This is a genomic window from Serratia sp. PL7, assembly GCF_945957435.1.
On sequence record NZ_CAMFLB010000014.1, the window covers coordinates 42,827 to 69,236 of the forward strand.

Annotated in this window: 23 protein-coding genes and 1 riboswitch; of the genes, 6 read left to right on the forward strand and 17 right to left on the reverse strand. The window is 52.8% G+C overall.

Annotated features, from left to right (window positions below; all coding sequences use genetic code 11):
• Window positions 1–26: 26 nt before the first annotated feature.
• From N6G83_RS35645 to N6G83_RS35705, 13 genes are all read right to left on the reverse strand, one after another.
• Window positions 27–1,574 (reverse strand): hypothetical protein, encoded by a 1,548-nt coding sequence (locus tag N6G83_RS35645; RefSeq protein ID WP_211135281.1) that lies wholly within the window; start codon window positions 1,572–1,574, stop codon window positions 27–29.
• Window positions 1,575–1,746: 172 nt separating this feature from the next.
• Window positions 1,747–3,111: a cation-efflux pump gene (locus tag N6G83_RS35650; RefSeq protein ID WP_211135279.1), complete on the reverse strand. Its 1,365-nt coding sequence runs from the start codon at window positions 3,109–3,111 to the stop codon at window positions 1,747–1,749.
• A 149-nt stretch (window positions 3,112–3,260) separates the two neighbouring features.
• Window positions 3,261–3,428, reverse strand: a complete 168-nt coding sequence (locus N6G83_RS35655) for a hypothetical protein (protein WP_158006201.1) — start codon at window positions 3,426–3,428, stop codon at window positions 3,261–3,263.
• The gene (mgtS, locus tag N6G83_RS35660; RefSeq protein ID WP_138106290.1) at window positions 3,428–3,520 is read right to left on the reverse strand and encodes a protein MgtS; all 93 of its coding nucleotides are present in this window, start codon (window positions 3,518–3,520) and stop codon (window positions 3,428–3,430) included. The genes N6G83_RS35655 and mgtS overlap by 1 nt, the downstream gene beginning before the upstream one ends.
• 264 nt (window positions 3,521–3,784) lie before the next feature.
• Window positions 3,785–3,956, reverse strand: a riboswitch (M-box (ykoK) riboswitch).
• 238 nt (window positions 3,957–4,194) lie between these two features.
• Window positions 4,195–5,547 carry a glutathione-disulfide reductase gene (gorA, locus tag N6G83_RS35665; protein WP_021181790.1) on the reverse strand — a complete coding sequence of 451 codons (1,353 nt, stop codon included), beginning with the start codon at window positions 5,545–5,547 and terminating at the stop codon, window positions 4,195–4,197.
• 123 nt (window positions 5,548–5,670) lie between these two features.
• Window positions 5,671–6,459: a DeoR/GlpR family DNA-binding transcription regulator gene (locus N6G83_RS35670; protein ID WP_024527643.1), complete on the reverse strand. Its 789-nt coding sequence runs from the start codon at window positions 6,457–6,459 to the stop codon at window positions 5,671–5,673.
• A 128-nt stretch (window positions 6,460–6,587) separates the two neighbouring features.
• A complete protein-coding gene (gatD, locus tag N6G83_RS35675; protein WP_074030224.1) occupies window positions 6,588–7,637 on the reverse strand; it encodes a galactitol-1-phosphate 5-dehydrogenase in 1,050 nt (349 codons plus the stop codon).
• Window positions 7,638–7,688: 51 nt separating this feature from the next.
• Entirely contained in the window at window positions 7,689–9,071 is a 1,383-nt protein-coding gene (locus tag N6G83_RS35680) for a galactitol-specific PTS transporter subunit IIC (protein ID WP_211135277.1), read from the reverse strand.
• Between the two features lie 3 nt (window positions 9,072–9,074).
• A complete protein-coding gene (gene gatB / locus N6G83_RS35685) occupies window positions 9,075–9,359 on the reverse strand; it encodes a PTS galactitol transporter subunit IIB (protein WP_021181786.1) in 285 nt (94 codons plus the stop codon).
• Window positions 9,356–9,853, reverse strand: a complete 498-nt coding sequence (gene gatA, locus N6G83_RS35690) for a PTS galactitol transporter subunit IIA (protein WP_211135275.1) — start codon at window positions 9,851–9,853, stop codon at window positions 9,356–9,358. Before gatA ends, gatB begins: the two co-directional genes overlap by 4 nt.
• The gene (gene gatZ / locus N6G83_RS35695; protein ID WP_211135273.1) at window positions 9,846–11,147 is read right to left on the reverse strand and encodes a tagatose-bisphosphate aldolase subunit GatZ; all 1,302 of its coding nucleotides are present in this window, start codon (window positions 11,145–11,147) and stop codon (window positions 9,846–9,848) included. Before gatZ ends, gatA begins: the two co-directional genes overlap by 8 nt.
• A 390-nt stretch (window positions 11,148–11,537) precedes the next feature.
• Window positions 11,538–12,392 (reverse strand): tagatose bisphosphate family class II aldolase, encoded by an 855-nt coding sequence (locus tag N6G83_RS35700; protein WP_024527637.1) that lies wholly within the window; start codon window positions 12,390–12,392, stop codon window positions 11,538–11,540.
• Window positions 12,393–12,585: 193 nt separating this feature from the next.
• Window positions 12,586–13,428, reverse strand: a complete 843-nt coding sequence (locus N6G83_RS35705) for a 23S rRNA (adenine(2030)-N(6))-methyltransferase RlmJ (RefSeq protein ID WP_021181782.1) — start codon at window positions 13,426–13,428, stop codon at window positions 12,586–12,588.
• Window positions 13,429–13,730: 302 nt separating this feature from the next.
• On the opposite strand from N6G83_RS35705, the gene N6G83_RS35710 reads away from it, so the two are divergent.
• Window positions 13,731–14,606, forward strand: a complete 876-nt coding sequence (locus tag N6G83_RS35710; protein WP_211135264.1) for a hypothetical protein — start codon at window positions 13,731–13,733, stop codon at window positions 14,604–14,606.
• A complete protein-coding gene (locus N6G83_RS35715) occupies window positions 14,603–15,082 on the forward strand; it encodes a DUF1240 domain-containing protein (RefSeq protein ID WP_211135262.1) in 480 nt (159 codons plus the stop codon). The genes N6G83_RS35710 and N6G83_RS35715 overlap by 4 nt, the downstream gene beginning before the upstream one ends.
• A 662-nt stretch (window positions 15,083–15,744) precedes the next feature.
• On the opposite strand, the gene N6G83_RS35720 is transcribed toward N6G83_RS35715, so the two are convergent.
• Window positions 15,745–16,224, reverse strand: coding sequence for an Hcp family type VI secretion system effector (locus tag N6G83_RS35720; protein WP_065684042.1), 480 nt, complete (start codon window positions 16,222–16,224; stop codon window positions 15,745–15,747).
• Window positions 16,225–16,646: 422 nt separating this feature from the next.
• Between N6G83_RS35720 and prlC the strand changes: the two genes are divergently transcribed.
• The 3 genes from prlC to N6G83_RS35735 all read left to right on the forward strand — a co-directional run bounded on the left by prlC (window position 16,647) and on the right by N6G83_RS35735 (window position 21,737).
• The gene (prlC, locus tag N6G83_RS35725; protein ID WP_024527634.1) at window positions 16,647–18,689 is read left to right on the forward strand and encodes an oligopeptidase A; all 2,043 of its coding nucleotides are present in this window, start codon (window positions 16,647–16,649) and stop codon (window positions 18,687–18,689) included.
• A gap of 8 nt (window positions 18,690–18,697) precedes the next feature.
• Complete coding sequence (gene rsmJ, locus N6G83_RS35730) at window positions 18,698–19,444, forward strand: 16S rRNA (guanine(1516)-N(2))-methyltransferase RsmJ (protein ID WP_211135252.1); 747 nt, start codon at window positions 18,698–18,700, stop codon at window positions 19,442–19,444.
• Window positions 19,445–19,844: 400 nt separating this feature from the next.
• Window positions 19,845–21,737, forward strand: coding sequence for a bifunctional metallophosphatase/5'-nucleotidase (locus N6G83_RS35735; RefSeq protein ID WP_211135305.1), 1,893 nt, complete (start codon window positions 19,845–19,847; stop codon window positions 21,735–21,737).
• A gap of 69 nt (window positions 21,738–21,806) precedes the next feature.
• Here the strand turns inward: N6G83_RS35735 and gdhA are convergent, their stop codons facing one another.
• Both gdhA and uspA read right to left on the reverse strand, forming a co-directional pair.
• Entirely contained in the window at window positions 21,807–23,150 is a 1,344-nt protein-coding gene (gene gdhA, locus N6G83_RS35740) for an NADP-specific glutamate dehydrogenase (protein WP_024527631.1), read from the reverse strand.
• 182 nt (window positions 23,151–23,332) lie between these two features.
• Window positions 23,333–23,767 carry a universal stress protein UspA gene (gene uspA, locus N6G83_RS35745; RefSeq protein WP_021181773.1) on the reverse strand — a complete coding sequence of 145 codons (435 nt, stop codon included), beginning with the start codon at window positions 23,765–23,767 and terminating at the stop codon, window positions 23,333–23,335.
• 553 nt (window positions 23,768–24,320) lie between these two features.
• Here uspA and uspB point away from each other — a divergent pair.
• A complete protein-coding gene (uspB, locus tag N6G83_RS35750; protein ID WP_024527630.1) occupies window positions 24,321–24,656 on the forward strand; it encodes a universal stress protein UspB in 336 nt (111 codons plus the stop codon).
• A gap of 64 nt (window positions 24,657–24,720) precedes the next feature.
• Here the strand turns inward: uspB and pitA are convergent, their stop codons facing one another.
• Window positions 24,721–26,226, reverse strand: coding sequence for an inorganic phosphate transporter PitA (pitA, locus tag N6G83_RS35755; RefSeq protein ID WP_024527629.1), 1,506 nt, complete (start codon window positions 26,224–26,226; stop codon window positions 24,721–24,723).
• Window positions 26,227–26,410 lie beyond the last annotated feature (184 nt).

A 26,410-nucleotide genomic window follows, 5' to 3' on the forward strand; every position in this document is an offset into this window, starting at 1 on the left:
GGCGCTGCATACTGCGCCCCACCTTATCAGATGAAATAATCTGGATATTGCCGTTCCAACAAGGCACGCAGCTGTTGACGATCCAATCCCTCAATCTCCTGAATAAACCCCTGCGCCGGGATCTTCTTCTTCGCCCGGGAAAGCCCGTGCTGGCTGAGCAGCGAGATATCATCGCGGCTGAGATAGAAATTCACCTTGATGTAATCCAACTGATAATACCTCAGATAGCTCGAGATTTTATTGGTAAAGGTGATCAGCAAATCAAACGGGATCCGTTCGAGCGTGTGCAACTCATTGATATTCACGTAGCCGACAATCTCAATATGGAAGTGCGACTTCAACACCTCCTTGAAATAGCCCACCTTACTTTCCGAAGAGTTGGTCACGATAATGACGCGTTTTTTCTCCTCGCTGTGGACTCGGTTTTGCAGCTCGTATTTCTTCAGGATCAACACCAGCGTGGACAGATGCACCGGCGAAAAGGTGGTTTGATAGTGTTGCGCGATGGGCGCGGTAGCCTGGGTGACGCCCTGATAGAGCAGGGCGTGCCGGGTCTGCACCTGATGCAGCTTTTTATCGTCAAAATAGAGATTGAACTTGTTTTGTACGATGGTCGAATAGACGAACTGGTAGATCTCGGCGAAGAAGGGCGAACGGTTGTGGATTTCTGCCCGCAGCAACGGGGTCAGGGTTTCACAAAGGTGGCCAACGAGCGTAATCAGCGTGGGATCATAGATATCGAATGGCCGCCAGGTGTAGGTCAGCGATGAAATCAGCAGATCAAGAAAGCGGTTTTCGTGCTCGCCATCCAGCAACCCAAAGTCAGAGGATTGAATAAAGCTCAGGTTATCGCTGTGGGTGATGAAATGCCCGCGTCGCATGCGGTGTAGCGCAATGCTCATATACACCAGAAAGTATTCTTTGCTGTTATAGCCCAGCGTGATCCGCTGGCTCAGCCGCCGTTGGTACAGTTCGGCGGCGGCGCTGATTTCCTGTTGGCACACCTTTAAGAACTGCGTGGCAATGGAACGGTTAATCGGCTCGTTGGCTTTGTGCGGCACCAGCAGGTGATCTTCGCCGATCTCGATGGTTTTCAGGATCGTCAGGCAAATAGCGATGCGTAGCAGGATCTCGTCACCATCCATCCGCGAACCCTGTTTGGGAATGGCGGTGATGGAGAGATGATTGGCCTGTAAAAATGCCGACAGCGCCTGGTTATCGTTTTTGAGCGTGGTTGGGCTGACGTTAAACTTGCGGTAATACTCGCTTTTGTTTACTACGTCCTGCAGGCAGAGCGCCACGCTGAGATCTTTAATGCGTTCATCGGCGGTGGTGATGTAGCGGTTAAACGGGATCTGTTCCAGAAAGGCGATATATTCCCGGTAGCCGATTGCCGTGACAATCCACTGCCCATCGATATGCAGGTGGTAATCTGGTTCCAGGAACTCGTTGATCTCCTTCATGGAGCGCTTCAGCGTCGACGTGGTTTTACCAAACCTGGAGGTGACATCCTCGATTAACACCGGGCTGTGTTCCTGAATATATTTCAACAATGACAGGTCAAAACTGTTCACCAAGGCATCTCAACGTCTGGTCTGGAGTCGGATAGTTGAGAGTATAGAAAATGGTGGTTTTTGTCTGTGAGCCAGGTGGGATCGATGAATGGCCTTGGTTATAAAAAGGCAAAGCATGGGCTAATTGAATTAGCCCATGCTGCGTTCTGGCAAATCATTCCGCTGTGAGGGATCACAGCGGTTCAACATGCCCAACCACCCGCGATACCATCGGGAATTGCATTCTCAATTGCCGTTCAATATGGTCCACCGCATCGTGCACCGCAGAAATCGACAAGGCCGGAAGGGCCCGACAGTGAAAATTCACAATCACGCCCTGTGGCGTTTCTCGCGCCCGGATATCATGGATGTCTTGCACCAATCCGCTGTTTTGCGCTGAAACCGTCAATGCTTGTTCAATCTTCGCCAGTTCGCCGTGTTCCACATCCTGGCTAGCCAGCCAATCCAGCATCTGGGGCTCCAGGTGGGTTTCGATCTCCGTATTTTCGCCCAACGTCTGGCGTAGAGCCTCCTCCACCTCGCTGGCAATATCATGCGCCTGCTCTACGCTGGCATTGGCCGGAACCAACAGATCCATACCGATGGCCACTCGGTCTGCCAATTGTTGTAGCGAAAGGCTCTGCACCACGGCCCCATGGTTGGCGGCCAGCATGCGAATACGGGTTGCCAGATCTTCATCACTTCTGGCTTGAGGGATGGCAATCACCCTCACTTCCGAGTTGGCGTATTGCTGTTCAAGTTTGGCGGTAACGGTCTGCTTCAACTCCTTGATCCGCTCAAGCGGTAGCGTCCGGCATACCCCGACGCTTACCTCGATAAACAGCGTGGCTCCGCCACTGCGCAGGCGAATATTCTCCGTAGACAACACCGCTGGGAAATCGTTAAGCAGGGTAGCGATATCTTCCCGCGTGCCAGCCGGTGCAGTATCAATCAGGGAATCAAAGGAGCGTTTCCCTAGCTTCAAGGCGGCAGTCAGGATAAAGCAGGCGACGATCAGGGCTGCCAGCGCATCCGCACGGGCAAAACCAAATAGCACAAAAACCATGCCCAACAGCACCACGCCAGAAGACAACATATCGGAGAAGAAATGCAGAGCATCGGCCTCCAGAGCCGCGCTGTTGGTGGCCTTGGCCACGCGGTTTAAGGCCCGGACACGGAAGAAGTCAACCACAATGGACACCAGCAGTACCGCAATCACTACCGGTGCAGCCACAATCTGGTTTGCCTCACCTATCAGGCTGCGCACTGCTTCAAAGATGATCCAACCCCCGGCCGCCAACAAAAGGAGTACCTCAAACAGTGCAGCCAGATTCTCGACTTTGCCATGACCAAAGTGATGGTCATCATCAGCAGGTTTATCGCTGACTCTCACCGCCCACCAGGTGATGCTGGTGGCAATAAAATCGGTAAATGAGTGAATGCCTTCGGATATCAGGCCAATACTGCCGGTAAATATACCTGCGATAAATTTACCTAACGCCAACAATCCGCTGATAATCATCGAGTTTCGGGCGACGGCCTGTTTTTGATTTTGCATAGCACAGCTCATAGTTGAATTAAAAAAATCAGCGTTTGGTTTTTACGGAACATTGCCAGACAAAAGCGACGAGCAGGAAGCTTGCGGTAGCTGTCAGCAATAAACAGGAAAGAAATGCAGTTTGACCGGTGGAATGTAAATAAATCTCATTAATACCTGCCGAGATCATAAAAATAGCGTACAGCAACCCAAGAATAAAAATCATCATCATTATCACGCGCGGTAAATACCGTCAGTTTATTGCGGTTATTCATCCTCCCCGCAATGATTGATGAGGCTACGGGGAGGATGATGCTAGGCGGATCTTTTTCGTTCATTAGTCATCCCATTTGGTGCTCAGATAGGCTGCGATCAGTCCCATTGAGCTGATGAAAAACAAAAACCCCATAAAAAACATCATATTTCCCATAATATTATCCTCGGTTAACTGTAATCGATAACGACCTCTGTGGTTAAAAGTAAGTGTGCAACGTAGTCTCTGGCTTCATTCACCGTCAGGGTATCTGCGGCGGTGAAAAAGTCAGCGTTCAAAGAGTTAGCAATGGCTGGCCCGCCTGTGCTGCTGGCGCGGTAGCGGTCATTGCCGAGGAGTCTGGAAGTCATTGACCCTATTGCTGTTTAAACTTCAACAGTGCATCGCATAGGGGAGTAAACCAAAGAGGGGAGTGCAGAAAGCCTATCTCCGCGTCCAGGTTTTAGCACTATACAACGTATCTGAAAAATTTCAGAAGTTACCTTGGGCTGAACCTTAATCCGATAAAGCCTGTCTTAACCTTGGGCATCTCTCGATGTCGTCAGATCAGTAACCTGTGTTTGTATAGGAGCCTCGCCAAACGAGATACTGCATATAACTACGCGGTGATTATAGGCGTGCAGGGAGCGATAGTGCTCGAAAATCGGCACCTCGTTGAGGTGATATTTAAGAAGTTATATTTAAACGAACGAATTATCTTAATGAACGTTAATTTTGCAGTGATATAAACACTAAGGCGGGGATATTCATTTGCCTAAATCAGCATTTATAAGCTGAATAAAAGCAAAAACCGACCTTTTACAGTCGGTTTTACAGTTAGGAATGCACCATTACCGCATAGTCACGAACTCTTCCGCGGCGGTTGGGTGGATCGCCACGGTGTTGTCGAAGTCTTTCTTGGTCGCGCCCATCTTGATTGCCACGGCAAAGCCCTGCAGGATTTCATCCATGCCAAAGCCAATCCCGTGCAGGCCAACGATCTTCTCTTCTTCACCCACGCATACCAGCTTCATGCGGCACGGCTGGCGATGCTGAGTCACGGCGCTGTACATGGCGGTGAAGGAGGATTTATAAACCTTCACCTTATCCTCGCCAAACTGCTCTTTCGCCTGCGGTTCGGTCAGGCCAATGGTGCCAATTGGCGGGTGGCTGAACACCACGGTGGCGATGTTGCTATAGTCCAGATGTTCGTCCGGCTTGTTGTTGAACAGGCGCTCGGACAGGCGGCGGCCAGCGGCAACGGCAACCGGGGTCAGCTCAACCGCACCGGTGTTGTCACCTACTGCGTAGATGCCTTTCACGTTGGTGTTCTGGAATTTGTCGACCTCGATGTAACCTTTGGCATTGGTTTTCACGCCGGTGACCGCCAGGTTCAGATTGTCGGTCGCTGGTTCGCGGCCGATGGCCCAGACCAGGCTGTCCACGGTGAACTCTTTGCCGTTTTCCAACGCCAGCGTCAGGCTGCCGTCGGCGTTTTTAACGATGGATTTTGGAATGGATTCGGTGTGCAGGGTTGGCCCTTCGGTGTTCATCACCTCAACCAGGGTTTCTACAATCATCGGATCGAAGGTACGCAGCGGGGCGTGTTTACGCACGAACAGATGCGTTTCCGCTCCCAGCGCGTTCATTACGCCGGCAATTTCTACCGCGATGTAGCCAGCACCCACCACTGCCACGCGTTTTGGCATGGCATCCAGCTCAAAGAAGCCGTCGGAGTCGATGCCGTATTCGGCACCAGGGATCGACGGATGGCTCGGGCGGCCACCGGTAGCGATCAGAATATGGTCTGCGGTGATTTTCTCGCCGTTAACTTCTACGGTATGCGCGTCAATAAAACGGGCAAAACCTTTGATCACGTCGACCTTGTTTTTGCCCAGCACGTTGTCGTAGGAAGTATGAATACGATCGATGTAGGCAGTGCGGTTGGCGATCAGGCGTTTCCAGTCAAAGGCGTTGACGGTGGTATCGAAGCCGTAATCCGGGCCGTACTGGTGGATGGCCTCGGCGATTTGCGCCGCATGCCACATGACTTTTTTCGGGACACAACCCACGTTAACGCAGGTGCCGCCAAGTTCTTTGGCTTCAATCAGTGCGCATTTCTGGCCATACATGGCTGCCCGGTTGATCGATGCGATACCGCCGCTACCGCCGCCAATTGCTAGATAATCGTAATGTTTCGTCATCTGGGTTTTCCATGAGTTGTGTGATTCGAGAAGGGTAAGAGTTTAACGCCTGACTGGGGGTTGTCGCAAAGATTGCGTCGATGGCTGTAATAGGCAGAGGCTTGATCCTCTGCCCGGTTGATTTTACACGATAACCAGTTCGGGTTTTGCCCGATCGAGCGCTTGGCGATCGGCACTGCTGATGCCGGTATCGGTAATGATCATGTCAATCTGGCTCATCGACAGCACCAGGTTGAAACCCCTGCGGCCGAACTTGGTGGAATCGACCACCGCGACCACGCGCTTGGCTGCCTGAGCCATCACGCCGCTGATCGAGTAGCCTTCATTAAAGGTGGTGATGCCGTTGGTGGCATCCAACCCGTCGGCCCCGACGAACATCACGTCACCGGCAATGCCCTGTAGGGAGAGCTCCGCGATGGAGCCGTGCATGGAGCGCGTTTTGTGGCGCAGCGTGCCGCCACACAGCACCAGCGTGATGTCTTTATTGTCGGAAAGCGCAAAGGCGGCGGGCAGGTTATTGGTGATCACCGTGATATTGCCCATCTTCACCAGCTCTTCGGCGATCAGCATGGTGGTGCTGCCGCTGTCGAGGATCACCGTATCGCCGGGGTTGACCATCGCTGCTGCCTTTAAGGCAATGCGCTTTTTCGGGTCTTTAGCCAGCTGGTAGCGTTCCTCCAGGATGACCTCACCGGTGGTTTTCGGCACCTCGGCCTCCTGCTCCAACTGGCTGCCCGGCCTGGCTGCACCGCCGTGGAAGCGGATCAGCAGGCCTTTTTCTTCCAGCAGGCGCAGGTCAGCGCGGATGGTAACCTCAGAAATTCCGAAGGAATTCGAAAGATCGCTAACCAAGATGCTGCCGTTCTGCTGAACCAGGTCGACAATTTTATTTCGTCTTTCAAAAGAGTTCATCATCCTGACCTATCGAAATGTTTTGCTTTTATTTTATGCGAAAGGGATATGAAAGGGGAGCATAAAGATCAAGGAGATGGGATTTGAGGCAAAATAATGGCTGCACCCGTGCAGCCATTGGCTAAATATCACCCTTCGCCAAGCTTGAGCATGATTTTCCCCTGCATCGGCTTACCGGCCAGGGCTGCAACGCTGGCGGCGTATTGCTGCGGGCGATCGATGCTGGCAATCAACGGCTCCAGAGCCAGATCCGCCGATTGGAACAGCTTCATGGCCTGTTGCCATTCTTCCCCTGGCCACGGGGCCGAATAGTTCATCCAACTGCCCAGCAGCGTCAGTTCCTTGCGCAGGATCTGGCTGAAGGTGCTGTAAGACAGATGGAGGTCCTTATGGAGCGTCCCCACCAGCGCGATTTGTGCCCGTGGCCCGGCGATATCCAGCGCCAGTCCGACCGTTTGTGGCGTGCCAGCGGTTTCCAGAATCAACTGATCAAAGCGCCTTTCCTGTAAGCGTTCGGCTATCTCGGAGGGGCTAAGCTCCGCGCTGTTAAACGCGTTTTCTGCACCGATCTGCCGTGCCAGCTTGAGCCGGTCGTCATTGATATCGATCGCCGTGACGCTGCGTGCGCCCATCGCGCGGGCACATTGGATCGCCAGTTGGCCGATGGTGCCGGCACCAATGATGATCACCTCTTTGCCTTGGCAGCCCCCAGCCAACTGAATGGCATGCAGGCCGACGGTGATGGGCTCAATAAATGCCCCCTGCAATAAACTGACGTTGGCAGGCAATTTCACCAGATTGGCGCGTTTGACTACGATAAACTCGGCGTTGCCACCGTGGCTGCGTGAACCGACGAACTGGTAATGCTTGCACAGCGAATAGTAATGGCGCTGGCATTCCGGGCAGTTAAAGCACGGTAACAAAGGGACGCAGGCCACGGCATCATGCTGTTGCAGATCGGTAACCCGCTCGCCACAGGCCACGACCCGGCCACTGAACTCATGCCCCAGGGTAATCGGGTAGAAATGCGCGCCTTTGGCGAAGATGCGGGGGATATCCGAACCGCATAGCCCGGAATACGCCACCCGAACCAACACCTCATCGGCGGCCTCAATAGCAGGAGCGGGGCGTTCTTCAACGCGCACTTCTCCCTCCGTGTGGATCACGACTGATTGCATAGCTTGAACTCCGTAGAGAATAGATTGGGGGAGGCGGGCTCCCCCGAAGGATTAGGACATGGCGTTGAGGCTTTGGTTGGCCTGTTGCTTGGCGGTGGCTTCAGCCTGGGCAAATTGACGGGCACGGCGCCAGGTGAGGAACACCCCAATGGCGTAAATGACGCCGATAACGACCAGACCCACCACGTTTTGCCAGGTGAGCAGTTGGATCAGCAGGTAGGTGATCGGTGAGCCGCCTTGGTCCATCGAGGCCACCACGCCGCCCGCTTTCAGCGCACCAGCATTGGCAGCCAATTGGGTATGCAGCCCGATGGTTTGGGTGGCGATCCACAACGTGATGCTCATGATGATAAAACCCGAGATCAGCGTGCGGAACAGGTTGCCCTGATGCACCGCCACGGCGAGGGCCACAAAGAAGCCGATGGTTGCCAGATCGCCAAACGGCAGCACCTGGTTACCTGGGACGATCACGGCGATCAGAATGGTCAGCGGGATAAAGATCAGGCTGGCGGAGACCACGGCGGTATGGCCCAGCAGCAGCGCCGGGTCGAGGCCGATAAGGAACTCCTGGCCGCCAAAGCGTGCTTGCAGGCGTTTACGGGCATGCTTGGCGATGGGCGTCAGGCCATCCATGATCGGTTTGATCACCCGTGGCATCAGCAGCATCACGGCAGCGGTTTTCACCGCCAGTTGCAGAATGCCCTTCAGGTCGTAACCGGCCAGCGCACCGATAATCAGCCCCATCACAAAGCCGACGGTCACCGGCTCGCCGAACGGGCCAAAGCGTTTCTGTACGTCGTCTGCGCTGAAGTGAATACGGTTCAGGCCGGGGATCTTCTCGATAATGGTGTCCACCAGCACGGCAATCGGCCCCATATAGGCGGAGGTGCCATGCGGAATGGCAATCCCTTCCAGCCCGAAGAAGTCGCGGGTGTCTTTGGCGAACCAGTCCCCCAGCTTGTAAACGAAGGCGGCATGCACCACCACGCCCAGCATACCCAGCCAGTATGAACCGGTGGCCAGATGCACCATGGCACCGGTAAAGGTCATGTGCCAGATGTTCCAGATATCCACGTTAACCACTCGGGTCATACGCGTCAGCAACATCACGATGTTGACCGCAATCGCTACCGGGATGGCGATCAGGGCAATCTGCGAGGCCCAGGTCATCGGTGATGAGCCTGGCCAACCGATATCCACCACGTGCAGGTTGATCTGGAACTGCTCGGCCATCGATTTTGCCGCTGGGCCGATCGAGTCCAGCATCAGGCCGATAACCAGCCCGATACCGACAAAGCCGATGCCGATATGAATGCCGGATTTAAATGAATCCCCTAATTTCATCCCTAAAATCAGCGAGAAGATGATGATTACGATAGGCAGCATCACCGTAGGGCCGAGATCGAGGATATAACGCATGATGTCGGTAAACATGGGCTACTCCGTCAGAATGGTCAGTATTTTTTGTTTCAGCGCATCGATGCCGACACCGGAAATAAACGGCATGCCGTGCACCAACGGTATATCGCCAAACTGCCGGTCGACGCGGGCGGTGGTACAGATCAGATCGGCATCGTCCATATAGGTTTCAATCTCGGTCACGCGGCACTGCACCAAGTCCAGCTCGATGTTGTGCTCCGCGCAAAGCTCTTTGATCTCTTCTGCAGCCATGGTCGAGGTGGCAACGGCACCGCCGCAGGCAACAATAATTTTACGTTTCACAGTGTGGCTCCTTCATATTCTGTTTTTTGTTGTGGTCGGGAGGGCGAAGTGAAAACCCGCTGGGCAAAAATTTCGCCCAATTGGTCCTCGGGGGCGGTCAGAAGTGCAGCGATAAACTCGGGGTGCTGCAACTGGCCAAACAGCGTGCGCAGTAAAACCAACTGCGCCGCCGGGTCGGTGACGATCAGCGCGATAATCAGGGCAACGTCGATCGTGCCGTCATCATCCGCCTGAGCGAAGGGTACGGCCTGGTCAGGGCGGATCAGATAAATAGCCGGGGCACGTGCATGCTCCGCTTCACAATGGGGGATGGCGACCGCGTGCTGCTCAAGGGCGATGCCAGTGGGATAAGCGCTCTCACGCACCAGCAATGCCTGCGGGTAGCTGTTGTGAACGACCCCGGCGTTGAGCATGGTGACGCCAATGTGCTCCAGCGCCTGCTGTGCGTCGGCAAAGCTGATGCCAGTGCGAACGAACAGTTGGCTGTTATACATGGGCTATCTCCTCGGCATTTTTGGCTTGCTCTGCGGGGGCACAGCCGAAGCGATAAGCGCGCAGCACATCCTGAATTTTGTCGATCATCAGTGCGTGGGGCTGTTTCGCCAGCTTGCGTTCCATCACTCGCTGATACTGCAGCGGGAAGTATTGGCTCAGTAGGCCTGCGGGGATCTCTTGCTGGTCGAGGTTATTGAGCAGCGTCGTCATACTTTGGGCGATACGCGGGTGGGGCCAGTAGTAGCGGATACGGTCCGACAGGCTGAAATGCAGGTCGATCAGCGAGCGGCTGAACGTCGGGTGATAATACTTTTTCCAGTAATCCGGTTCGTCGAGCATGACGGCGTCAATCACCGCCAGGATCTGGCTACGTTTTTCCGGGGCAATCAGGGCTTGTTCGATATTGGCCAGAGCAAACACCGCTTCGCGCAGGGCGAACGTCAGGGCCGGGCCAACTTTGAGAATGGCGAAGTGATCGCGCACCAGCTGCTGATAGGCTTCACGCGTTTGGTAATCGGTAGAGTGCGCCTCATAGACCAGCGGCGTGGTGGTAATAAACTGGGAGAGCTCGCGGGCTAGCTGTGGTTGGTAAGCGATCACCTGTGAATGGTCGAACTCCACCCCTGGCTGCACTACCACGGCGATGATCCTCGGGATCGCCGCTGCCAACCCGGCCTGGCGGAACGCCTGATAGTGAGTTTCCAGCGTGGCGGCGGCATCCGTCGCGTGAGTGATATGTACGTTGCCAATGGCGGAAGATTCTCCTCCAGGAACTGGCACCTCGGTCCCAATAACATAGGTCAGCTGCTGTTTTTGCTCTGGGGTAGCGACCCGTTCGGCGACCTGACACAGGCGGGCGGCGCGTTCTGCCACCACGTGGGGATCTAACGGGATCGGATCGTCGGCGCAGGACATGGACGCATCCAGATGGATCTTGCTGAATCCGGCGGTGACGTAGTCGGCGATCAACACTTCCGCTTTCGCCATTGCGCTGGCGGCGGGTTCATTTTGCCAACAGTTCGGGCCTAGATGGTCGCCCCCTAACAGCAGCCGGGAGAGCGGAAAGCCGACGGTTGCCGCAATATCGCAGACAAACTGCCGGAAATCCGCCGGTTTCATGCCGGTGTAACCGCCAAACTGATTAACCTGGTTGGATGTGGCCTCGATCAGCACCTGGCGATCGCTGTGCAGATCCAGGCGTAATGCGGCTTCAATGACTAATGGGTGTGCCGAACAGACAGAGCAGATCCCGATCGGCTCCCCTGCTTTATGTCGTGCGATTATATTTTTCATTCTACCCTCCGTTTTCTTACGAATATAATCGTAATGTTTCGAAAGGTTAGCAATGCACTTTTCTATTATTCGTGATCAAGATCGAAAACTTTACCGCTATTTTTCCGTGCTGGTGCTTTCAGTGTGAGGGAGTAAGTTAACGGATAGGGTGGATTTAGTTATTTAAAATCAGTTAATTATAAATATCTGGTAAGGAAAGGGATCGGCATACGCAATAAAGTGAAAGCGGTTATTGTGACGAGAGGATGCCCCTCACCCCAACCTTCTCCTTTAGTGAGAGGGGGCTGTTAGCCCGTGCTCTTTTGGAAGTAAAGAGGTCATCTCATTAAACTCGATCGGTCCCCTCCCCCTGTGGGAGAGGGTGAGGGGCAATCACTGTGTTGGCGCAGGTCACAGCCTGCCTTCACAGCCACAAACCTGAATCACCTTCTGCACCACCTGCTGCATGGCCAGCTTGGCGGGCTGCATATAGTGGCGCGGGTCGTTGGCCTGCGGATGCTCCGCCAGATGCTGTTTCAGCGCATCGGAAAAGGCGATCTTAAGCTCCGTCGCCACGTTCACCTTGCAGACCCCCAGCCGAATCGCCTGCTGAATATCAGCGTCTGGCAAACCCGACGCACCATGCAGCACCAATGGCACGCTGACCCTGTCGCGGATCTGCCCAAGGCGGATGAAATCCAGCTCTGGCTTGCCCTGGTAAAGTCCATGCGCCGTACCAATCGCCACCGCCAGTGAATCGATGCCGGTGGAACGCACAAACTCCTCGGCCTGCTGCGGCGAGGTATAGCGGGCATCCTTGGCATCGACGCTGATGCCATCCTCAACGCCGCCAAGCCGCCCCAGCTCTGCCTCAACGCTGACATCATAACGATGGCAAAACTCGGTCACCTGCCGCACCAGCGCGATATTTTCCGCGAAGGGCAGGTGCGAGCCATCAATCATGGCCGAGCGGATCCCTGCATGTACTTTGGTTTGAATATCTTGCAGGGCCTCATGGTGATCCAGATGCACCGCCAGCGGGATGCGGTATTCGGCGGCCAACTGTTTGACAATGGCGACCACGTTAGCCGTTCCCGCATAGAGATAGGTGCCGGGCGTACCGGCCAGGATCACCGGTGAGCGCATGTGTGCGGCGGTTTCAGCCACCACCTGCATGGTTTCCAGGTTATGAATGTTGAAGGCTGGTACGGCATAGCCCTGTTGTTGTGCCTTCTGCAGCATATTGTTGGTCGAAATGATGTACACCGCCTGCCTCCTGTTTTCTTTGGTTACGTTATCTTTCGATGATTATCATCTAATCGAAAGTTAAAATAAGCAAACAGTTATTTTGCGGTTGTGATGAGGATCGGCAAAAGATCGAGGTAAAATAAGGAGCAAGCAGGGTGGGATAGCGAAGGGAAAAGCGGATGGCCGCCCAGGCAGGCGACCATCATCGATCTTATTCTGGTACGACCCAGTTCACCAGGTGGTGCCCGATGCCGGACGGCACCAGTACCTTGTGTAGCCACGGCAGCACGTTGTTCATCTGCTGTTCCAGCTTCCAAGGTGGGTTAATCACGATCATGCCTGAAGCCGTCATCCCGCGTTGATCGCTGTCGGGCTTCACCGCCAGCTCGATTTGCAGGATACGGCGGATGCCGGTCGCCTCCAGCTCTTTGAGCATGCGTTTGATCTGCTGGCGCATCACCACCGGATACCACAGAGCATAGGTGCCGGTGGCAAAACGCTTGTAGCCTTCCTGAATGCCTTTCACTACGTCTTGATAATCGGTTTTCATCTCATACGGCGGGTCCATCAGGATAAGGCCACGGCGTGACGGAGGTGGTAATTGGGATTTTAACTGCTGGTAACCATCGGCACGTTGCACTTTGGCGCGCTCGTCTTTCTGGAATTCGTTACGCAGCAGCGGGAAATCGCTTGGGTGCAGCTCTGTCAGATGGATTTTATCCTGCGGGCGCAGCAGCTGGCGGGCGATCAGCGGTGAGCCTGGGTAGTAACGCAGGGTGCCGGAGCGGTTGAAGTTGTGGACTACGCTCATGTAGGCCGCCAGCTCTTCTGGCAGATCGTCACGTTGCCACAGTAGGCCGATGCCTTCCAGGTATTCCCCGGTGCGCTCGGCATGCTCACCGCTCAGCTGATAGCGCCCGGCACCGGAGTGGGTATCCAGGTACAGCAGCGGCTTATCTTTTTCTTTCAGCGCCTCAATGATCAGGCTCTGAACGGTGTGCTTGAGCACGTCGGCGTGGTTGCCGGCGTGAAAACTGTGGCGGTAACTTAACATGGCGTTTTGTGTTTCCTGATTTTCGAGTTATTTTCAATAAAATCAACTCATTAAATGCAAAAGAGTTCTGCGTGTTTACTGCAAACTCGTAGATCAACGAATTTAAGCTACCAAGTATAAACCGCCTTGCTGGTAAAAAGCGAAAAGCGTTGCAGCCTGGGGGGAGCTACGCTGGTATAGGCAAGAATGGGTGATAGCTATAAGGGAATTATTTTGATTGTTCTTTATACAATGCTGAATTTCAATTATATTAGTGGATGAGTAAATGGAGATACTTATTTATAAGGCAACCGGAGGCCGCCATGAAAGATAGAATATACCCCAACTATCTCACGGGAAATAATTCCACTCTTTTCCCCACACCACCCGATCATGGTGCCTATGCCCGACGAATTGCGGAAGAAAAATTCCAAGCTTGCATGAAAGCCGAACAGCGTCACATCATGCTGCTTACCAAAGAAGAAGCCTATGATGTTCTGGAGTGCTTTGGAGAGTTTGGCCGAGGCGATCGGCAGCTTGATGAGGGCTTTCTCAATATCACCCGTGATGAAGGCCTGGACTATCTGGGATATGCTGCCACCTATAGCGGCAACGCGAAGGATTTTTATTCTGCGGCGGATCTGGTCAGGAAGTTGGGGGGCTTTGGGATAGCCGCTATCATTTATGTCGGAAGAAACGGTGAGAAGCTAATCAAGATCACCGGCTACCCAGGTATTAGACGGATCTTAAATGGAACGCGTTATTCGTTAAATAATATGCAAATTGTGCAGATTGGGGTCGGGGTAAAAGGGCTTAATCATACTGCTATACAGGGTATGAAATGGAGTATATATGTCTCTTTGGCCTACCGTAGCCTGGAGTTTATACTAAAGGATGAAAGCACTGCGGCTAGTTTTTTAGGAAATGTAACTAGTGATATTGTCAAAGCGGTTGTCGTTACTGTTATCATGAGAGCAACATCGTCCGCGTTGTTAATAGGAGCGGCTGTTTCCTTAGGTGGTGCTATTATTGGTGTCGCCATTGTGGCATTTTTTATTACGATGGGTCTAGAGTATTTAGACCGGGAATATGGAATCACTAATAAAATTATAGAAAAAATAAAGGAAATGGAAGCGCAGACACCAAGAGTTTTAAGTGTGTTAGGAACAAATAGCCAAATTTTATACAATAAACTATGAAGAATAAATTAATAGCCAACGTGGGCGAGACAGTTACAATAAAAGAGCGTTTAAGTTCTTTGCTTGTCGCCGGGATTTTTTCTTTAGGTTGCATTTTTGCACCAAGTATTATTAGCAACTATATCATCAGCTTTACCTATCCTGATGTTATTTCATTTAACAGGTTAGAAACTTTTATTTTAGCAATCATTCCTGCAAGTGTCGTATATTTCCTTATGTTCTTCCATTTATCTATTACCGGCAAAAATTATCTAGCTAAATTCAAGCCTATACTTATATACTCTTTGCGCCTTACCGCTTTTTTGCTTGTTGTCGCCTTTATTTTTAATTGGCATTTTACCACAGTGTTGGATCAGCATGGCTATGGCACCTGTTGGAAAAGAAGCTTGTACTCAGAGACACTCTATATCAAAGATGCCGAGGAATGTAAAAAAAGAGGGTCAGAGGTACTTAGAAAACCAAGATCAGCTTACTAAAAAATATGCAAATTGTGCAGGTGGTAGTAGGGTCTTGATCATAGGAATAAAATAGATTTTTTGTCTCTTTTGTCTACTGCGAATATAGTGGGTGATGTAATAAATGTGGTGAGGAAGCAATCAATAATCAATTGATTTATAATAAAATATGAAAAAATCACAAAGGAAAAATACGATAAAGGCCACAATGCAAGAAAGACTAAGTGCATTATTAGTTTTGTTCATCGGTGTTATGGGTATTCTATTGATTTTCCCGCTGGTAGGTAACTACATGGTTAGCTTTAGTTTTCCCTCAGTCGTGTCGTTCAATAGACTCGGCACTTATATTATCTCTGCGTGGCCAGTCAGTGTCTTGCTTATCATTATAGGAGGGTATTCTTTTTTTACTGGTGATAAGGATTTCATTAGATTTAAAATGATAACGATATGGTCTTGTCGAATCACCATGCTTGGTATGATTGTTGCGACTCTATTTAATTGGCATTTTACCACCGCATTGGATCAACATGGTTATGGTATCTGTTGGAAAAAAATTATATATGGGGAGACACTCTATATCAAAGATGTCAGCGAATGTAAAAAAAGAGGAACCCAAGTGCTTAAAAGACCCAGAGCAGTTTATAGACGTTAGGGCCTCTTGGTAAAAGAGACCCAGCTAGTCGTTAATAAACTCTGTCGTCCCATACGCTATAACCTGATGTGCCAGCGATATGGTGCTGGCAAATAATATCTTTATAACGTACAGAGATAATTTCTTCGGGTTGTGCACTAGAATGCGTTAAGCAGTGGGGATAGTTTATGTTGAAATCTACGATGGTCGCCTCTCTGAGTTCGATCGTGTAGTACAACTCTTGAGCACCATTTTGCGATGTGCGGTAAAAATCAAACTTAAGGTTAAGCAACTCGTTATTAGAAATAGCCAGCAAAAACAAAGGGGATGATTTATCCTGAGGCTTAACAAAAATCACTGGGTTATGCATCACATTTTCGCCCCGGCTGATGTTATGCGCGAGCTTAAGAACCAGTATCTGGTTTTCGTGGCCTAACTGGTGCTTGTTGCCGATTGAATCCGCTGTAGAACACCCTGCCGATATCAACCCTTGCTGTTTTCCGTTAATCGCCACGTAAATATTATTTGCCATCATAAACTCCTTGTAATGTAATTGACTGAGATCGGTTAAAAAGAACGCCAAACCATTCTGTATCAAATTAAGCTTAATTAACATGGTTTTTAGCGCATAGACTTGATTTTTTAACTCAGAATATAAGCTTTATCAATAAATAAAAATGATTTATCAAGTGCATTGTATGCATATGCACGTGTCTCGAAATGGATATTAATGAAAATGAGAGTGTTTTATATGTCCTTAGCGGGGTCGCCTTCCTACTTAATGCAATCGTGGCTTATCTTCTTCACTAAACGATCCGCGTTAGTGAAGAAACGGATGCAATCACACGCTTGACCATTGATTTTCCCGTCAGTTGGCACCATGTTAGATAGAAGTTTATCTTTGTCTGGCCTGATGTGCGCATCGGGTCCACCACCCTAATCAGGACTTCCTCTATGACCAATGCGTTGCTGACACCGTTTGCCTTACCGCCGTTTTCTGCCATTCGCCCTGAAGATATCGTCCCCGCGGTGACATCCGCACTGGCCGACTGCCGTGCTGCGGTTGAGCGCGTCGTGGCACAACCGGGGCCGTTTACCTGGGAAAATCTATGTCAGCCGCTGGCCGAATCTGACGATCGCCTGTCACGCATCTGGTCACCTATTGGTCACCTAAACTCGGTAAAAAACAGCCCGGAACTGCGCGAAGCTTACGAACAGGCGCTGCCGCTGCTTTCCGAATACGGTACTTGGGTGGGTCAGCATGAAGGGCTGTACCAGGCCTATCGTAATCTGAAAGAGGGCGAAGGTTTTGCCAAACTGACTGCGCCACAGCGCAAGTCGGTAGAAAACGCGCTGCGTGATTTTGAGCTGTCGGGCATTGGCCTGCCAAAGGAAAAACAAAAGCGTTACGGCGAGATCGTGGCGCGTCTGTCCGAACTGGGCTCGACCTACAGCAACAATGTGCTCGATGCCACCATGGGTTGGAGCAAATTGATCACCGATGTGAATGAGCTGAGCGGCCTGCCGGAAAGCGCACTGGCCCAAGCCCAGGCGATGGCACAGGCTAAGGAGCAGGAAGGCTGGTTGCTGACGCTGGACATGCCGAGCTATTTGCCGGTGATGACCTATGCCGATAACCAGGCGCTGCGTGAAGAGATGTATCGTGCCTTCACCACCCGCGCCTCCGATCAGGGGCCAAATGCCGGTAAGTGGGATAACAGCGAAGTGATGGCGGAAACGCTAGCTCTGCGCCACGAACTGGCACAGCTGCTGGGTTTTGCCAGCTATGCGGATAAATCACTGGCGACCAAGATGGCAGAAAGCCCGGAGCAGGTGCTCGGTTTCCTGAGCGATCTGGCCAAGCGTGCTCGTCCTCAGGCAGAACAGGAACTGGCACAGCTACGTGCCTTTGCCAAGCAGCACTATGGTGTGGATGAGCTAGAGGCTTGGGATATCAGTTATTACGGAGAAAAACAGAAGCAACATCTGTTCTCCATCAGTGATGAGCAACTGCGCCCATACTTCCCGGAACAGCGCGTGCTGGAAGGGCTGTTCGAAGTGGTTAACCGTATTTACGGCATCACCGCCAAAGAGCGTCAGGGTGTCGATACCTGGCATCCGGAGGTGCGTTTCTTCGATCTGTTCGATGCCAAAGGTGAACTGCGTGGCAGCTTCTATCTGGACTTGTATGCCCGCGAGAACAAGCGCGGTGGTGCATGGATGGATGATTGCGTCGGCAGCCTGCGCAAAGCCAATGGCGAATTGCAAAAGCCGGTGGCTTATCTGACCTGTAACTTTAACCGCCCGCTGGGCGACCAGCCGGCGCTGTTTACTCATAACGAAGTCACCACGCTGTTCCATGAGTTTGGCCACGGTCTGCACCATATGCTGACGCAGATCGATACCGCCGGGGTTTCTGGTATCAACGGTGTGCCTTGGGATGCGGTAGAGCTGCCAAGCCAGTTTATGGAAAACTGGTGCTGGGAGCCGGAGGCGTTGGCATTTATCTCTGGTCACTTCCAGACTGGCGAACCACTGCCGAAAGCCCTGCTGGACAAAATGCTGGAAGCGAAAAACTATCAGGCAGCGCTGTTTATCCTGCGTCAGCTGGAGTTTGGCCTGTTCGATTTCCGTATGCACGCCGAATACAGCCCGGAAAAAGGGGCGCAGATCCTGCCAACCCTGGCCGAAGTGAAGAAAATGGTGGCGGTGGTGCCTTCACCAAGCTGGGGCCGTTTCCCACACGCATTCAGCCATATCTTTGCTGGTGGCTATGCGGCGGGTTACTACAGCTACCTGTGGGCGGAAGTGTTGTCGGCAGATGCCTACTCGCGCTTTGAAGACGAAGGGATTTTCAACGCTGAAACCGGTCAATCCTTCCTCGATAACATCCTGTCACGCGGGGGTTCCGAAGAGCCGATGGAATTGTTCAAACGCTTCCGTGGCCGTGAACCGAAGCTGGATGCTATGCTGCGCCATTACGGTATTAAAGGGTAACCCGCCAAGTGAGCGTGTTTTTATTGTGTGAAGCAGGCGCCGATCCCGGCGCCTTGTCTATTTTGGCCGATCGTTGGCAGCTAACCAGCGACGAAGATGCGACGATGGCGCTGGTGCTGACGCCAGAACGGTTGGAGCTACGCAAGCGCGACGAGCCAAAGCTTGGCGCTATCTACGTCGATTTTATCGCTGGCCCGATGGCCCATCGGCGGCGTTTCGGCGGCGGCCGTGGCGAAGCTGTGGCCAAAGCGGTAGGTATCAAAGGCAGCTATGTGCCTAGCGTGGTGGATGCCACTGCCGGGTTAGGGCGTGACGCGTTTGTTTTGGCATCGCTGGGTTGCCAGGTTCGCATGTTGGAGCGTGATCCAGTCGTAGCTGCGTTGCTGGAAGACGGCCTGCAACGGGGCTATCAGGACGCGGAGATCGGCCCTTGGCTACGTGAACGCATGACGTTGCTTCATGCCTCCAGCCTGACGGCGCTGAGCGATATCGATCCACGCCCGGAAGTGGTGTATCTCGACCCAATGTATCCGCATAAGCAGAAGAGCGCGTTGGTGAAAAAAGAGATGCGGGTATTTCAGTCGCTGGTGGGCAGTGATGATGATGCCGATGGCTTGCTGGAGCCAGCCCGCAGGCTGGCTACCAAAAGGGTCGTGGTGAAACGACCGGATTATGCCCCTCCGCTGGCCGACGTTCCTGCTCATGCAGCCACGACCACCAAGAATCACCGTTTCGATATTTATATGCCTTTGTAAGATAAACGTTTTTACCCTCACCCTAACCCTCTCCCAAAAGGAGAGGGGACCGAATGTGCCACAGCTTGGCTTGTTCGTTCGACCTTTGCAACTGTCATTGCTTAACTCATTCCCATCACTGTTGCAGCTCCCTCTCCCTGTTGGGAACCGATCGAGTGTGTCTGAAAATCCGGTGACGCACTTTGGATAAGGGGACGATCGAGTTTGATGAGATGACCTCTTTACTTCCAAAAAAGCAGGGGCTAACAGCTCTCTCTCCCTGCGGGAGAGGGTTGGGGTGAGGGGGAATTCATAGACCCTCCTCACATTTCCCATGCTCATTCTGCAATGTCACTGGTAACGCTGAGATGTGCGTCGCATAATCCTGTTTAATTACAATCAACTATAATGAAACAATATGATGAAAAAGACGCTGCTTTCCCTGCTGCTTTGCTTGAGTACCTCTGCCATGGCCGCTGAACCGGTAAATATCACCATTCTGGGCACCTCCGATCTGCATGGCACCTTCGTGCCTTGGGATTACTCTACCGACACCGAGAACCTGGCGGGCAGCCTCAGCCAGATTGCCACCCAGGTGTATAAAGTCCGTGCCCAGCAGCCGAACGTGATCCTGGTAGACGCCGGGGATACCATTCAGGGCAACTTTGTTGAAACCTTCAAGAATGACAAAACCAGCCCGATGATCCTCGGCTTTAACGCGTTGGACTACGACGTATGGGTTATGGGTAACCACGAGTTCGATTTTGGCCTGAAGGCGCTGGCAACCCCACTCAGCCAGTTCAAAGGCACCGCGCTGGCGGGGAATATTCTCTGGGACAGCGGCAAGCCTTACCTGCCCGCCTATAAGATCGTTGAGCGCCAGGGGGTGAAGATTGGCATTATCGGTATGGATACGCCGATGACCGCCGAATTTGCCAAGGGCACCGATCGCATCGACGGCCTGACGTTTACCGATCCGGTGCAGGCGGTGAAAAAGGTGATCCAGCAGATCCACGGCCAGGTGGACGCCATCGTGCTGGTGGCCCATATGGGGATCGATAATGAGAACCAGCGGCCGGGCACCGGCGTGGGCGATATCGCGCGGGCCAACCCAGAGTTGGCGGCGATCGTTGCCGGGCATATGCACGTCAAGGTGGATAAAGAGGTGATCAACGGTGTGATCGTCACCGAGCCGGACAAATACGGCCGTGCGCTGTCGCGCATCGATCTGCAATTTGAGCAGCAAAACGGCAAATACGTGCTGATCAATAAAGACAGCTACACCTACCCGATTAAAGGCATCAGTTCCGACAAAAAGCTCGAAGAGATCTACCAGCCGTTCCACACCATCCTGCGTGCCAACGCCAACCGGCCGATTGCGCAGCTGACTGGCCAGGATCTGGTGCCACCAGATGCGGTGAAAGGCATCCCGCAGGTACATATTCAGGATACCGGCATCAGCGCCCTGTATCAGGAAGCGGCTCGACACTACGCACCTAAGGCGCAGGTGATCGCGTTGCAGATTGATAACGACAGGCCGAAGCTGAACGTGGGCACCATCACCGCCAAGGATATCGCCTTCAACTATCAATATGCCGGTGGCGAAATCACCGTCTACCAACTGACCGGTAAAGAGCTGAAAAAGTACATGGAGTGGTCAGCGGACTACTTCAACCAGCAGCATGATGGCGATGTCACCTACAGCTTTAACCCACAGCGCCGATCGTCCAAATACTCAACCAATGACTTCTTTGATGGCGTGACCTATACCATCGATCTGCGTAAACCCGTTGGGCAGCGCATCACCGAGTTGAAATTGAACGACGGCACTCCAGTGACCGACAGCACGCCGATCCAGTTGGGGATGAACAGCTATCGCATGGGTCACCTGACGCAGAAAGGTGGCGTACTGGAGGGGATGCAGTTCCCGGTGCTGTCAGATACCAAAGCGGAGTTCGGCGAGGAGGCAGGGACTATCCGTAATCTCACTATTCGCTATCTGACCGAGGTGAAGAAGGGCGAATACCAGGGCAAAGTGATGCACCGCTGGAAGCTGGTGGGGCTGGAAGGGTATGAACGTGAGCGCAAGATTGTGGACAAGTTGCTCAATGACGGCAAAATCAGCGTGCCAACCACCGATGATGGGCGCTATACCAACGTGGCCTCCATCAACGTCAAAGAACTGCTATTTAGCGATCCGCAAATGATGAAGCAACAGGTTGCGGCGCTGCAAAAACAGGCGCAAGAGGCAACCGATCCGGTCATCAAACAGCGGCTGAACGATCGGTTGGTGATTATCGAAGCCATTAATTGAGGCTAAGCCACTGCCAACCTGATAAAAAATGCCGGCATATTCGCCGGCATTTCTCATTCAAGGGTAAGGTTAGAGCACGCCTTGAGCCAGCATCGCATCGGCAATCTTAACGAACCCGGCAATGTTGGCGCCGTGAACATAATGCGTTTGCTTGCCTTCGCCGCCGTACTCGACGCAGGACTGATGGATATCCGCCATGATGTGACGTAAACGGATATCGACCTTCTCTGCCCGCCAGTTAAGGCGCGCGGCGTTTTGCGCCATCTCCAGCCCGGAAGTGGCAACACCACCGGCGTTGGCGGCTTTGCCCGGTGCGAACAGTACGCCCGCTTCCAGGAAGGCATCGGTAGCCTGGATGGTGGTTGGCATATTAGCGCCTTCTGCCACGGCTTTGACCCCGTTGCGGATCAGCACCTGTGCGGCTTCCAGATCCAGCTCGTTCTGGGTGGCACAAGGCAGGGCGATATCCACCGGCACGTTCCACGGGCTTTCACCGGCCAGATAGGTCAGGCCACGCTCGCGGGCGTAATCGGCAACCCGGCCATAGCGCTGGTTTTTGATTTCGGCCAGATGTGCCAGTTTTTCAGTGGTGAAGCCCGCTTCATCCACCACGGTACCGCCGGAATCGGAAACGGTGATCACCCGTGCATCCAGCTCCAACGCTTTCTCAATAGTGTATTGCGCCACGTTACCGGAGCCGGAAACTGCGACACGCATCCCTTCAAAGCCCAGGCCATGGCGCTGCAGCATTGAATCGGTGAAGTACACCAGGCCGTAACCGGTAGCTTCCGGGCGGATCAGGCTGCCGCCGAACGACAGGCCTTTGCCGGTGAATACGCAACTGGTGTTGTTGGACAGTTTTTTCATCATGCCGGCCATAAAGCCCACTTCGCGGCCACCTACGCCGATATCCCCGGCTGGTACGTCGGTATCTGGGCCCAGGTGACGATAAAGCTCGGTCATCAGCGATTGGCAGAAGCGCATGATTTCGCCCTGGCTTTTGCCTTTGGGATCAAAGTCTGAACCCCCCTTGCCGCCGCCCATAGGCAGCGTGGTCAGGGCATTCTTGAAGGTCTGTTCAAAACCGAGGAACTTCAGAATGGAGGTGTTAACCGAAGGATGGAAACGCATCCCCCCTTTGTATGGCCCAATGGCGGAGTTGAACTGGATGCGGTAGGCGCGGTTTACCTGAACTTTGCCCTGATCGTCGATCCAGCTGACGCGAAACTGAATGATACGCTCAGGCTCTACCAGGCGCTCTAACAGGGCGTGGTCACGATAATGGGGGTTACGCTCGATGAATGGCCACAGAGAGGTAAAGACTTCACGCACTGCCTGCAGATATTCCGGTTGATGCGAGTTATGACGTTGTAAGGATTTTAGAAAGGATTCTAGCGATACAGCCTGTTCCATGGATAGCTCCTGTTTAGCATATTGGTTCCCCTGTTTTTATGATGTGTCTCACAGTTGGGGAGGATGTTGTGTCTACCTCGACTATATCACTGTGGGGTGGCTGATTAACAAGCAATAAATAACAGGAAACCATGAAAAACGCCCGCGCAGGGCGGGCGTTGGTCAAACAGGTTAGCGAATACTTACTTTTCTTCGTCGCGCAGCGGCACAATCAGCATATCAATGTGTACCGTATTGATTAACTGGCGCGCAGAGGACATCAATTTGCTCCAGAAATCCTGGTGATGTCCACACAACACCAGATCCATATCGTATTTTTTAATCGCATCAACCAGCACCTGCGCCAGATCGCCGCTGCCGCTCAGGGTTTCGGTGATGGGATAGCCCGCATTTTGCGACAGCTCGGTTAACGCATGGTGGGTTTCTTCAGAAATACGCTTTTGCATATCGCCAAGATTAACGTCGATCAGGCCGGTATACAGATCGGAATAGTTTACATCAACGTGGATCAGAGAGACTTTGGCATTGTACGGCCGCGCCATTGATACCGCTTTCTCGACCAGGATTTTACTTTCCGGTGATAGGTCAACCGCAATCAGTATGTGTTTGTAAGCCATGAGAATACTCCTTCCATATAATGCCGATTAAAGGGGGCAGGCATTCAGTGTTCCAGCTTGGCGCTTTCGCCTTACCTGCATAGTACCATCCAGATAACACAATGATATGTTGGGGCGATCACACTGCACCGCATCAATCACCCTTGTTTATACGTTTACCCCACCCGTTTTACACCGCCGGGGCAAAAAATCCTATGGCTTATACGGCTATCCGCCGTTTGACCGATTGAATTATAAGCATTGTTGCTCAAAGTATAGCTTATGACGGTTATCCGAGCGGAGAGCGGGTAGATGAAGAATTTGGCCCTGACTGTAAATTTTATACGCCACCGGGATCTGTTTGCGTTTCATTATTCTACACTAGTGAATGTGGGCCCCACTTATTTCCTCTGATCGTTGCAAGGCTGGTTTATCAAGCGGTCAGAGGTTGTGGGTATCTTCGGGTCCGTAGGGTGCTAGGGGGATGGGAGCCAAGGCTCCGGCAGCATAAGGTATGAAGTAGGGCCGTTGGCCCGGCGGGTGTCCGGGGTAACAACGCCTTGAGGGGGCTATCATGATTAGTACCGTCGCGCTGTTTTGGGCATTGTGTGTGGTCTGTGTGATTAACATGGCCCGGTATTTTTCTTCTCTGCGTGCGCTGCTATTTGTTTTACGCGGCTGCGACCCGTTACTTTACCAATACGTCGATGGCGGGGGGTTCTTTACTTCGCATGGCCAGCCGAGCAAGCAGATACGGCTGGTGCGCTATATCTTTACGCAACGCTATATGGAACACCACGACCCGGAATTCATTCGCCGTTGTCAGCGTGTCCGCAGCCAGTTTGTACTGACGTCTTCGTTATGTGGGCTTGTGGTGATCAGCCTGGTGGCGATGGCGATCTGGTATTAGGCGGGCGATAGCAAGGCAAAAAAATGGCGGCCACTTTGGCCGCCATTGTTGTGATGGGCAATCGTCAGATCACTTTCAGCGCCAGCCAGTATAGGCCACCGGAAAGCAGAATCGAGACTGGCAGGGTCAGTACCCAGGCCAACAGGATGTTCTTGACGGTTTTGCTCTGCACGCCACCACCGTCCACGATCATCGTCCCGGCAACCGCCGAAGAGAGTACGTGAGTAGTGGAAACCGGCATACCGGTATAGCTGGCCACGCCAATCGACAGGGCGGCGGTCATCTGTGCAGATACCCCCTGAGCGTAGGTCATGCCTTTCTTACCGATTTTCTCACCGATAGTGGTAGCAACGCGTCGCCAACCTACCATGGTACCGAGGGACAGTGCCAAGGCTACCGCGACGATAATCCAGGTTGGTGCATATTCAACGGTTTCCAACAGATCGGAGCGCAGGTTCTTCAGGAAGCGTTGATCGTCCACTGAGGTTTCCGGCAGCTTGGCAACCTTGTCTGCGGTTTCCGTTACGCACATCAGCAGGCGGCGCAGTTGGCTGCGCTGGTCAACCGTCAGTTGATCGTAACTTTGCAGGTTGTTCAGCAGGCCCAGAGAGCGATCTACGGCGATCAGGGCACGTGAACTGTCGCAGTGGAACTCAACCGGTTGATCAGGCTTTGGAACCACGTCTTGAGGTGCAGGAACCAGCGGCGTCTGCGTGGCCACATGTGCCAGAGAGTCGCCATGCTGTTGGTAGAATTGCTGCAGGTGGCTTACGGCATCACGAGTACGGGTAATGTCGTAACCGGTCGCACTCATATTGAGCACGAAGCCCGCAGGGGCAACACCGATCAGCACCAGCATAATCAGACCGATACCTTTCTGACCGTCGTTCGCGCCGTGTGAGAAGCTCACGCCGATAGCTGACAAGATCAGAGCGATACGCGTCCAGAACGGTGGCTTACGTTTGCCATCGACCTTCTCACGTTCCGCCGGAGTCATATGAATGCGCTGACGTTTTTTGGTATTGCTCCAGTAACGGCGCAGCACAAACACCATCAGCCCGGCAATCATCATCCCGACCAGCGGGGAGAAGATGAGTGACAGGAAGATGCTGATCATTTTTGGCACGTTCAACGCGTCGACCACCGAGGTGTTGGTCACCAACGCATTGGTCAAGCCGACGCCGATAATGGCACCAATCAGGGTATGAGAGCTGGAGGCCGGTAGCCCGAAATACCAAGTACCGAGGTTCCAGATAATTGCCGCCAACAGCATGGAAAAGACCATGGCTAACCCGTGTGCTGAACTGACGTTCAACAACAGATCGGTTGGTAGCAGGTGAACAATGGCGTAGGCAACACTCAAACCGCCGAGCATCACGCCAAGAAAGTTGAACAGGCCAGCCATAACGACCGCAATCTGCGAGCGCATAGCACGGGTGTAAATTACAGTAGCGACCGCATTGGCCGTATCATGGAAGCCGTTAATGGCCTCATAGAACAGCACGAACAACAATGCGAGGACTAACATCAGGCCGGTATGGAAATCCAGGCCAGTGAACAAATGCAGCATAAGCGTTACGCCAGGTTTGTGGACATGAACGCCGCGCATTATCGGCGACAACCGGTGTCGGGGAAAAGGAAAATATGACGTTTTTTGAATTTACCTGTTGCCGCGGGCGTTGCATCACGGCTGAATCGATGCAATTTCAGCATGTTACTGCCGTTTACGCACGTTAACATTTTCTTACGTTGGC